The sequence below is a fragment of the Stenotrophomonas sp. 1278 genome, assembly GCF_029892765.1.
Lineage (GTDB): Bacteria > Pseudomonadota > Gammaproteobacteria > Xanthomonadales > Xanthomonadaceae > Stenotrophomonas > Stenotrophomonas indicatrix.
Genome location: NZ_JARXWD010000045.1, coordinates 1 through 9,785, shown reverse-complemented (window position 1 = coordinate 9,785; position 9,785 = coordinate 1). Strand labels below are relative to the sequence as shown.

Genomic DNA, 9,785 nt, shown 5'->3' with positions numbered 1-9,785 from the left:
CGCCGGCGAGATTCATCCACGCATGGCGTGGATCTACAGTAGAGCCAGGCCATGCCTGGCTGCCTTTGGTAGACGCCAACCTTGGTTGGCGCCGGGAAGATTCATCCACGCATGGCGTGGATCTACTGTAGCGCCAGGCCATGCCTGGCTGCCTTTGGTAGTCGCCAACCTTGGTTGGCGCGCCTTACCCCCGCCAGCGCAGCAGCATGTCGCGCAGCGGGGTCAATGCGGTGGCCATCCCCGCCAACACGCCAACGGTGTTGGCCACCGCATCCATCGGATCGGCCATGCGGTTGCTGGTCAACGCGCCCTGCGCGAACTCGATGCCGACGCCCATCAGCACCAGGCCAGCACCCACCCACAGCAGCGGACGGCCACGCCGGAACAACTGCACCGCGCTGCCAGCCAGGATGAAATAAGCCAGGAAATGCTCGCCCTTGTCGCTGTTTTCCGGCAACGGGATCGGCGGCGGCGGAATCAGGCAGACCACGATCACCGTCAGCACCGCCAACACCCACAACGCGGTCCACAGTCGCGGCCGCCGCAGCGGCTTGATCACCGGCAACGCTGCACTCACAGGCGCCAGCTCAGGTCGCCCAGTTCGAAAGCCGGTTCGAAATCGACGTCGCGCTGCAGGCCAATGGCCTGGAAACGCTCGCCCATCTCCGTTGGCAGGGTCAGCTTCTTCACCTGGTCGCGCAACTGGATGCGGCCCACCTCATCGGTGCGCTCCTCGGCCAGGGTCAGTACCTGGTCCAGGCCGTTGCCGAGCAGGAAACTGGCCTGGCTGCAGTACCCAGCCAATTCAAATCCGCCATGCAGGCCGGCCTCGGCCATGGCAGTGAAATCGACCGATGCGGTGATGTCCTGCAGGCCCGGCCAACGATGGATCTCGTTGTGCACGTGGTGACGGTAGAACGCGCGCACGGTGCCGTCATCGCGTTCTTCCTGGTAGAACTCGCCACGGTTGTAGCCGTAGTCCACGAACAACATCGCGCCGCGCCGCAGGCCACCGGCCACCGCCTGCAGCCAGTACGGCAGCTGCGGCAGCACTTCGGAACGGTAGCCGTCGGCAAAGGGCTTTTCCAGGTAGCGCTCGAGATGACGCACCGCGCCGTTGAGCAGCAGGTCGGCCGGCTGCGCGCCACGGATGAAGTTGCCCTGCCCGTCCAGTTCGACGGTTTCCTCGTATACCTCGCCGTCCTTGATGAGGAAGCGCGGTGTCGGCAGCGCATCGATCACCTCGTTGGCGAACACCACGCCGTCCCAGTCGTCCTCGAACGGACGATCAAGCCATTCCACCCGGCCGGCCAGTTCGGGCGGCAGGTTCTGCTGCAGGCGCTCCTGCTGGCGCTGGCGCAGGTCCGCACTGGGCTCGAGGATCGCGTAGCGGGCCGGCAGCGCCTCCAGCTCGGCCAGGCGCAGCAGCACCGCCTCGGCGAAGGCGCCGGTACCGCCGCCCAGTTCCAGCATCCGTGCGTGCGCATCGAGCTGGCCGAACACCGGCGCCAGTGCATTGGCCACGCTGCCGGCGAACAGGCTGCCGAGTTCCGGTGCGGTGGTGAAATCGCCGCTGCCGCCGAATTTGCTGGCACCGGCGCTGTAGTAGCCCCAGCCCGGCGTGTACAGGCACAGCTCCATGAAGCGGGAGAACGGCATCGCCCCCCCCTGTGCGAGGATCTCGGCACGCAGGGCGGCGGCCAGTTGATCGCTGTGGGCCAGGGCATCGGCTTCGGGCAGGGGGAAGGTAGGCTGCATGGCGTCTTCGAATGCGGTGACAATGGTGCACAGGATAGCCGAGCCTTGGAGGACCCTCGATGAGTGACACCGCCCCCGTGGCCCTGATCACCGGCAGCGCACGCCGGATCGGCGCGGCCATCGCCCGCCAGTTCCACGCCTGTGGCTGGTCGGTGGTGCTGCACGCCCATACCTCCAGCGCCGAACTGCAGCAGGCCGCCTTCAACCTGGACAACGAGCGACCCGGCAGCGTGCTGGCGTTGCAGGCCGACCTGCGCGACGCCGATGCCCTGGCCGATCTGGTCGAGCAGGCGGTCACCCACTTCGGCCGCCTGGATGCGCTGGTCAACAACGCCTCCAATTTCTTCCCCACCCCGCTCGGCCAGGTCACCGCCGAGGCGATGGACGAGCTGTACGCGGTCAACGCGCGCGCGCCGCTGCTGCTGGCCCAGGCCGCCGCGCCTTACCTGCGCCGCCAGCACGGCTGCATCGTCAACCTGACCGATCTGCACGGCACCGACCCGATGCGCGACCACGTCGCCTACACGATGGCCAAGGCCGCGCTGGAAATGGCGACCCGCTCGCTGGCGATGGAACTGGCGCCGAAGGTGCGGGTGAACGCGGTGGCACCCGGTGCGATCCTCTGGCCGGAACAGGGCAAGGACGATTTCGCCCGCGAGGCGCTGCTGGCGCGCACGCCGCTGGCGCGGATCGGCACCGTCGAAGAAATCGCCGAAGCGGTTTACTGGCTGGCGGCCGAGGCCAGCTTCGTCACCGGCCACACGTTGCGCGTGGATGGTGGGCGTACGGTCAGCTGAAATGTTGCCGGCCAGCGGCCGGCACTACCGGTAGCGCCGGGCCATGCCCGGCGAGCGCAGCGGCAACAACAACCCATCATTCCAGGTCCACGACCTCGAACGCTTCACCAAACTGCTTGTGCGCGCGCCACAGCGTGGCCAGGTCCAGGCCGCTGACCGGATCGACGAAGTCCGGGGCGATGTCAGCCAGCGGCTTCAGCACGAAGGCATGCTTCAGTTCCGGGCGCGGAATGCGCAGATGGCCGGGGCCCTCCACCACCAGGTCGCCATAGAACACCACATCGACGTCCAGGGTCCGGTCGGAGAAGCGCGGGCCGCTGCGGTCACGACCATGCGCATCTTCCAGCGCATGCAGCCAGTCATCCAGTTCCTGCAGCGGCAGGTCGGTCTCGAGGGCAACGCCGTTGTTGAGGAAGGCCGGGCCGTCGAAACCGACGGCAGCGGTGCGGTAGGCGGCAGACACCTGCAGCGCGCCAAAGCGCTCGCGCAGGGCCGCCACCGCAGCGTGGAGGTAGCGGCGGGGATGGACGTTGCTGCCCAGGCTCAGGAGCACGGTGGTCATGCGGTTCCGGTGACGGCAATCAGGTGGAGCGCGGGCATGCCATCGTCACAACGGCCTGCCTACAATCCGGGACGCATATGATAGGGCACCGACATGACCTATTGCGTTGGAATCGAGGTGGACGAGGGCCTGGTCTTCGCCGCCGACACCCGCACCAATGCCGCGCTGGACGATGTCCGCGTGCACCGCAAACTGCACGTGTTCGAATATCCCGGCCAGGCCGCCTATGTGGTGATGGCCGCTGGCAACCTGGCCACGACCCAGTTGCTGGTGTCGCGGCTGAAGCGCGATGCCGAGGAGCGGCGCACGCCGAACCTGCGCGACATGGCCCATCTGTTCGAGGCTGCGGCCTACGTCGGCTCCCTGCTGGTGGACAGCCAGGTACAGAGCCAGCACACCGAGCATGGCCACGACGGGGTGAACACCCAGGCGACGCTGATCTTCGGTGGACAGATTGCCGGTGAACAGCCAGGCCTGTACATGGTCTATCCGCTGGGCAACGCCATTGCCGCCTCGCCGGAGACGCCCTATCTGCAGATCGGTGAGTCCAAGTACGGCAAGCCGATCCTGGACCGCATCCTGACCCCGTCCACGCGCCTGGAAGATGCCGCACGCACGGCGATCGTCTCGCTGGATTCGACCATCCGTTCCAACCTGTCGGTGGGCCTGCCGGTCGACCTGGCGCTGCTGCGCGCCGGCGAACTGCGGATCAGCCAGCAGTTGCGGCTGGGCGCCGATTCGCCGCTGTATGCCGACATCCACCAGAACTGGTCGCGACGGCTGGAACAGGCGGTGGAAAGCCTGCCGCGGTTCCCGTGGGAACCCCAGGACCGGTAGTGCCGGCCCCTGGCCGGCAACCGCAAGGATCCGACCACACGCAGATGCCGGCCAGCGGCCGGCACTATCCCTGTTTCAGCCCAGCGCGTCGGCCACCGCGCGGAAGACCTGCTGCATCTGCAGCGGCTTGCGCAGCAGGTGCACCTCGATGCCAGCGGGGAACACATCTTCGGGCATCTCCCCGGCAGCGTCTTCCAGCACCAGCGCCGGGCCGCGGTAGCCGAGCGTGGCCATTTCGCCCAGCAGCTGGCTGGCCGACAACAGCTTGGAGCCGGCATCGGCAATCACCAGCGCCGGCATCGCCTCCTGCTGCATCCAGCGCAGCGCAGCCGGGCCATCGGAGGCCAACTGCAGCTGATAGCCCTGGCTGGACAGTGCATTGCCCAGCAGCGACAGGCGGGTGGCTTCCCCATCGACCACCAGGATCGACTGGCCACTGCCCAGTGCCACGAGCTGTTCGATCGGTTCGCCGCCCTCGGCGCTGGCATGCATCGGCAAGCGCAGCTCGAAGCAGGTGCCCCGCCCCAGCTGGCTGTCGACGTGGATGCTGCCACCGGCACCTTCAACGATGCGCTTGCAGGAAATCAGGCCCAGCCCGGTGCCATCGGCCTTGGTGGTGAAGAACGGGTTGAACAGGTGCGACAACGTGTCCGCATCCATGCCGGTGCCTTCATCGACCACCGCGATGCGCAGCCAGTCCTCGCCATCGCGCTGGCCACCATGGCTGGCGGTCAGGCTCAGGTTGCCACCCTGGGGCATCGCCTGGATCGCGTTGAGCGCCAGGTTCAACAACACCTGCTGCAGCTCGGTGTAGTTGGCATCGACCACCAGCCCCTCATCCTCGACCACCAGGTCCAGGCGGACGCCATCGGGCACGTTGCTGCGCAACAGCAGCGCCACGGCCTGGAACAGGTCATCGATGTGGATGCGTTCGCTGGCCTTGCGCGAACCGCGCACGAACGACAGCATCGATTCGGCCATCTCATGGCCACGGCGACCGCATTCGGCGATCACGTCGGCCAGGTGGTGCAGCTGCGGATCTTCGGTACGCGCCTTCAGCAGGTCCGGCATGATCAGCAGCGGCTGCAGGATGTTGCGCAGATCGTGGCTGAGCCCGGCGGCCAGCAACGACAGGCTTTCCAGCCGTTGCGCGCGCATCAGCTCGGTTTCCACCCGCGAGCGCTCGATGGCGCTGCGTGCCTCACGCACCGCGCGCGCCACGGCCGACGGCAGGCGCGCCGGCTGGTGCTTGATGATGTAGTCGTTGGCTCCCTTCTGCAGGGCCGCCACCGCATTCTCCTCGCCCATGGTGCCGGAGACGAAGATGAAAGGTACCTCCGGCAACGCATCGCGCACGATGCGCAGCGCGTCGTCGCCGGAGAAACCGGGCATGCTCAGGTCGGACAGGACAATGTCCGGCTGGAAGCGCGCCAGCGCATGGCGCAGGTCGTCCGCGCTCTCGACACGCTCGAAGGTGGCCTCAAGGCCTGCATCGAGCATCTGTTCGGACATCAGCTCGGCATCCTCCGGGGAATCTTCCACCAGCAGGATGCGCAATGCGCCGAGCGCGGGACCGGTCAGGGGCATGGGCCTACTCGATCTCCGGAGCCTGGTTGATCAGTGCCCAGAACTTGCCCAGGGTCTGCACTGCGCCGAAGAACTGGTCCACGTCCACCGGCTTGACCACGTACGCGTTCACGCCCATGTCCCAGCTGCGGGCCAGGTCGCTTTCCTCGCGCGAGGAGGACAGGATCACCACCGGCAACCGCTTCAGCTCATCGTGTTCGCGGATCTGCCGCAGCACTTCCAGGCCATCCATGCGCGGCATCTTGATATCCAGCAGCAGCACCGCCGGCAGGCCCTCTTCGCGGCTGGCGAAGGCGCCACGGCGCAGCAGGTAATCCATCACTTCCACGCCGTCTTCGACGTGCACGATGGGATTGGCCAGGCGCGCTTCCTGCAGCGCATCGATCGCCATTTCGGCGTCGGCCGGGCTGTCTTCGGCCAGGAGGATGGTGCGCAGCGTCGTCATGCGATGGGGCCCTGTTTGTCCGTGTCGAGCACGGGGGGAAGATAGAAGTGGAAGGTGGCGCCGGCATCCGGCGCGGCTTCGGCCCAGATGCGGCCGCCATGGCGGGTCAGCACCCTGCGAACGCTGGCCAGGCCGATACCGGTGCCGGGATAGTCGCTGGCCTTGTGCAGGCGCTGGAATACACCGAACAGCTTGCCGGCGTAGGCCATGTCAAAGCCTGCACCATTGTCGCTGACCGTGAACTGATGACCGCCATCGGGCTGCTGCTGGTAGTCCACGCGGACCTTGGCCGGCTCGCGGTTGGCTGAATACTTCACCGCGTTGCCCAGCAGGTTCAGCCAGACCTGGCGCAGCATGTTTTCGTCGCCCACCACGATCGGCAGCGGCGCGATGCTCCACTCCACCTGATGGGCGTGGCCACTGCTCTCGGCTTCGCTCTGCACGTTCGCGTCGAGCATCGCGCGCGTATCGGCCACCAGCGACTGCATGTCCACGGTCTGCTGGCGCATCGCCACGCGGCCCAGGCGCGAATAGACCAGAAGGTCGTCGATCAACGTGGCCATGCGCCGCGCTGAACCGGAGATCACCCCCAGGTAGTGCTGGCTCTTCTCGTCGGCAGCCTCGCCCAGATGGCGAGACAGCTTGTCCGAGAAACCGGCGACATGGCGCAGCGGCGCGCGCAGGTCGTGCGACACCGAGTAGCTGAACGCTTCCAGTTCGCGGTTGACCTCCGAGACCTGGGCAACCTTGCCCTCCAGCTGCCGGTTCAGTTCTTCAACACGTGTCTGCACCGCACGCTGCACGGTCACATCGCTGACGGTCAGCAGCACCACTTCATCGTCGGTGTCAGGCAGCGGCATGCGCCGGGCGTTGAGCAGCATGTAACGGGACATGCCGTCGACGGTGCGTTGTTCGTGTTCGAAATCCCACAGTTCGCGGCCGCGCAGCAACACATCGGCCAGACGCTGGCGCACCACCGGGTCACGCCACGCGCCCTCGCCTACGTCTTCCAGCAGCAGGCCGTCGGCGCGCTCATCCTGCAGCCCGTACAACTCGGAGAACGCGGGATTGTGCAGCTGCACGCGCAGCTCGCGATCCAGCAGCACGATCGGTTCGCGCACGGTCTGCAGCACCGACGCCGCGCGTGCCGCCGCGCGCTGCGACTGCCGCTCTGCCTGCAGGCGGCGGCCGATCTGCCGTTGCAGCAGCCACAGCACCAGGCCGAGCAGTGCCAGCTGCACCAGCAGCGAGCTCCACGACACGAAGTTGGTCTGCCGCTTCTGTCGCTCCGCCTGCGCGGTGCGCTGGGCCAGCAGCGCTTCCTCACTGGCCTGCAGCTCTTCCACCAGGCCGCGGATCGGGTAGCGCGTGCTCAGGTCCTGCACCAGCTCGCGCTGGTCGCTGTTCGGCTCGGACTTCGCCAGTTCACGCGCAACCCCCAGCCGGCCTTCCAGCATCGACTGGATGCGGCCGATGCGGATCAGCTGGTCGGGATTGTCGCGGGTCATCCGGCCCAGTTCGGCCAGACGCTCGGGGATGTCGTTGGCCTTGCCCATGCGCTCGCGCAGGCCCGGCGCGTCCACGCCCTTGGACAGCGTCAACGCAGCAGATTCGATGTCGCGCACGTCGGTCTGCAGCTGCTGCAGGGCCACGGTCACCTGCTGGGTATGGGTCACCCAGCCCATGGCCAGTTCGTTGTCCTGCTGCAGTTTGCGCAGGGTCAACCACGGGACCACGATGATGGCTGCCGCTGCCAGTGCCAAAGCAGGCAGTCGCCAGCGATCCCAGATGTCATCACTGAAAACCAGCGCCATAGTTCCTCGTCAGCTCAGCCGGGGAGTGCGATCCGGGCAGGACCGGCCACGGCGGAACCGGCAATATAGCGCAGCCGGTCACATCTCTGGGGCAATGGGTCATTCGCCGGGGCGCCCACCAGCACGTATCGAGCAGGCGCCACAGCACAAAACAGGGGCGCCCCCGTGGGAGCGCCCCTGCCGATAACCTGCGGCGTCGATCAACGCTTGGCGGCACTGACCTTCAGTGCGGCGGCATCAACGCGGGTCACGCCCTTGATGCCCTTGGCGGTGGCGATGGCCTTGTCATGCTCGGCCTTGGTGGCAACGGTGCCACTCAGGCTGACCACGCCATTGACCGTCTCCACCTTTACTTCGGTACCCGGCACATTGCTGCTGGCGAGCAGATCGGCCTTGACCTTGGTGGTGATCCAGCTGTCGGTGACCGGCTCGTTGGAATCATGGCGGTCTGCATGGGTCATCGCCGAATGATCGGTTTTCGGCGGGCTCTTCGCTGCGGCGTCCTGGGCGAATGCGGCCGAGGAGGACAGCGCCAGGCCCAGGGTGAGGGCGGAAGCCAACAGCGTACGGGTCGTGGTGCTCATCGTTTGGTTCTCCTACTGGTTGGTGCGCCCAGTGTCGCCAAGTGCTTGTAGTGCAGGCGTGGCGCTGCGGTCACGCTCACGTGAATGGGCGCACCCGCAGCGGGAATGGTTCAGCTTCCGGGCGCGTAGTCATCTCGTTTACCCTGAGGTTCCTGTCCTGCACTTCACGATCTGCGCGGAGTCCTCCTATGCGCCCTGAACTGCAACTGGCCCTGATCGGCTACGGCCTTGCCGGCCGCGTCTTCCACGCCCCGCTGATCCAGCACACGCCGGGGCTGGCCCTGCACAGCGTGGTCAGTTCGCAGCGCGATACGCTGCTGCGCACCTTCAGCGACGTCCACGTACGCGCTACCGCACAGGAGGTCTTCGATGACCCTGCAGTGGATGCGGTGGTCATCGCCACGCCGAACGAACAGCACGCACCGTTGGCCATCGCCGCGCTGGCCGCCGGCAAGCATGTGCTGGTGGACAAACCGTTCGCCGTGAGCGTGCGCGAAGCCGAACAGGTGCTGGCCGCAGCGCGCGACGCTGGACGCATCGCCACCGTGTTCCAGAACCGGCGGTTCGATGCGGACTTCCTGACCCTGCAGGCGCTGCTTGCCGATGGCTCGCTCGGTGACATCGCCGAATGCCACGCACATTTCGACCGCTACCGTCCGCAGGTGCGCGAACGCTGGCGCGAGCAGGACGGACCGGGCAGCGGTCTGTGGTACGACCTGGGGCCGCACCTGCTGGACCAGATGCTGGTGCTGTTCGGCTGTCCGCAGGCGATCGATGCGGACCTTGCGGTGCAGCGCGAAGGCGGCAGCGGCGTCGACTATTTCCACGCCGTACTGCATTACCCGCGCCATCGCGCGATCGTGCATGCCGGTTCACTGGTCGCTGCGCCTGCCCCCCGTTTTTCCGTGCATGGCACGCGGGCCAGTTGGATCAAGCATGGCCTGGACGTGCAGGAGGGGCAGCTGCGTCGCGGCATCGCGCCAGGTGCGCCGGGATGGGGTATCGATCCGCGCCACGGCGAGCTGCTGCACTGCGATGCGGAGGACAACGTCCTGCGCAGCACCGTGGACAACCTGCCGGGCGACTATCGGCGCCTGTATGCCGACTTCGCGGCGGCGATGCAGGGTGAGGGCGAGCCGACGGTCAGCGCGCAGCAGGCGCTGCAGGTGATGCGGCTGCTGCAGGCGGGGATGGATAGCGCGCGCGAAGGGCGGCGGGTGCAGGTGGGGTGATCGGCAGGGCTGCGCCCTGCACCTGCCGACGCCAAGGCAACGGCAACGGCAACGGCCGAAGCAACAGCGGGCATTCCGTGGGATGGCGGGGTGGGTCCGGTTGCGGGGGACGCCGTAAACCCATCCCTGGGGGCTTGGCCGCGGCATCCATGCCGCGGACACCCCCGCA

The 9,785-nt window shown here is 67.0% G+C and carries 10 protein-coding genes; 3 read left to right on the top strand and 7 right to left on the bottom strand.

Going from position 1 to position 9,785, the window contains the following annotated elements; genetic code table 11:
* Positions 1-184 precede the first annotated feature (184 nt).
* Entirely contained in the window at positions 185-577 is a 393-nt protein-coding gene (locus tag M2299_RS20465) for a membrane protein (protein ID WP_025878689.1), read from the bottom strand.
* The gene (locus M2299_RS20460) at positions 574-1,758 is read right to left on the bottom strand and encodes an SAM-dependent methyltransferase (RefSeq protein WP_025878690.1); all 1,185 of its coding nucleotides are present in this window, start codon (positions 1,756-1,758) and stop codon (positions 574-576) included. Before M2299_RS20460 ends, M2299_RS20465 begins: the two co-directional genes overlap by 4 nt.
* 59 nt (positions 1,759-1,817) lie before the next feature.
* On the opposite strand from M2299_RS20460, the gene M2299_RS20455 reads away from it, so the two are divergent.
* Complete coding sequence (locus M2299_RS20455; RefSeq protein WP_100436910.1) at positions 1,818-2,555, top strand: pteridine reductase; 738 nt, start codon at positions 1,818-1,820, stop codon at positions 2,553-2,555.
* Positions 2,556-2,631: 76 nt separating this feature from the next.
* On the opposite strand, the gene folK is transcribed toward M2299_RS20455, so the two are convergent.
* On the bottom strand, positions 2,632-3,117 hold the full coding sequence (gene folK / locus M2299_RS20450; RefSeq protein ID WP_025878692.1) for a 2-amino-4-hydroxy-6-hydroxymethyldihydropteridine diphosphokinase: 486 nt from the start codon (positions 3,115-3,117) through the stop codon (positions 2,632-2,634).
* Positions 3,118-3,210: 93 nt separating this feature from the next.
* Here folK and M2299_RS20445 point away from each other — a divergent pair, with 93 nt between their 5' ends.
* Positions 3,211-3,954, top strand: coding sequence for a 20S proteasome subunits A/B (locus M2299_RS20445; RefSeq protein ID WP_025878693.1), 744 nt, complete (start codon positions 3,211-3,213; stop codon positions 3,952-3,954).
* Positions 3,955-4,029: 75 nt separating this feature from the next.
* Here M2299_RS20445 and M2299_RS20440 read toward each other — a convergent pair whose 3' ends face one another.
* From M2299_RS20440 to M2299_RS20425, 4 genes are all read right to left on the bottom strand, one after another.
* On the bottom strand, positions 4,030-5,541 hold the full coding sequence (locus M2299_RS20440; protein ID WP_032975381.1) for a hybrid sensor histidine kinase/response regulator: 1,512 nt from the start codon (positions 5,539-5,541) through the stop codon (positions 4,030-4,032).
* A 4-nt stretch (positions 5,542-5,545) separates the two neighbouring features.
* On the bottom strand, positions 5,546-5,986 hold the full coding sequence (locus M2299_RS20435; RefSeq protein ID WP_025878695.1) for a response regulator: 441 nt from the start codon (positions 5,984-5,986) through the stop codon (positions 5,546-5,548).
* Positions 5,983-7,800, bottom strand: a complete 1,818-nt coding sequence (locus M2299_RS20430) for an ATP-binding protein (RefSeq protein ID WP_025878696.1) — start codon at positions 7,798-7,800, stop codon at positions 5,983-5,985. The genes M2299_RS20435 and M2299_RS20430 overlap by 4 nt, the downstream gene beginning before the upstream one ends.
* Before the next feature lie 200 nt (positions 7,801-8,000).
* Positions 8,001-8,384 carry a BON domain-containing protein gene (locus M2299_RS20425; RefSeq protein ID WP_025878697.1) on the bottom strand — a complete coding sequence of 128 codons (384 nt, stop codon included), beginning with the start codon at positions 8,382-8,384 and terminating at the stop codon, positions 8,001-8,003.
* Positions 8,385-8,572: 188 nt separating this feature from the next.
* On the opposite strand from M2299_RS20425, the gene M2299_RS20420 reads away from it, so the two are divergent.
* Positions 8,573-9,616, top strand: coding sequence for an oxidoreductase (locus tag M2299_RS20420; RefSeq protein WP_099843689.1), 1,044 nt, complete (start codon positions 8,573-8,575; stop codon positions 9,614-9,616).
* Positions 9,617-9,785 lie beyond the last annotated feature (169 nt).

Bases quoted from the DNA above. Each gene is read 5' to 3' on its own strand.
- M2299_RS20460 (WP_025878690.1), bottom strand. From the start codon at position 1,758: ATGCAGCCTACCTTCCCCCTGCCCGAAGCCGATGCCCTGGCCCACAGC.
- M2299_RS20455 (WP_100436910.1), top strand. From the start codon at position 1,818: ATGAGTGACACCGCCCCCGTGGCCCTGATCACCGGCAGCGCACGCCGG.
- folK (WP_025878692.1), bottom strand. From the start codon at position 3,117: ATGACCACCGTGCTCCTGAGCCTGGGCAGCAACGTCCATCCCCGCCGC.
- M2299_RS20445 (WP_025878693.1), top strand. From the start codon at position 3,211: ATGACCTATTGCGTTGGAATCGAGGTGGACGAGGGCCTGGTCTTCGCC.
- M2299_RS20440 (WP_032975381.1), bottom strand. From the start codon at position 5,541: ATGCCCCTGACCGGTCCCGCGCTCGGCGCATTGCGCATCCTGCTGGTG.
- M2299_RS20435 (WP_025878695.1), bottom strand. From the start codon at position 5,986: ATGACGACGCTGCGCACCATCCTCCTGGCCGAAGACAGCCCGGCCGAC.
- M2299_RS20430 (WP_025878696.1), bottom strand. From the start codon at position 7,800: ATGGCGCTGGTTTTCAGTGATGACATCTGGGATCGCTGGCGACTGCCT.
- M2299_RS20425 (WP_025878697.1), bottom strand. From the start codon at position 8,384: ATGAGCACCACGACCCGTACGCTGTTGGCTTCCGCCCTCACCCTGGGC.
- M2299_RS20420 (WP_099843689.1), top strand. From the start codon at position 8,573: ATGCGCCCTGAACTGCAACTGGCCCTGATCGGCTACGGCCTTGCCGGC.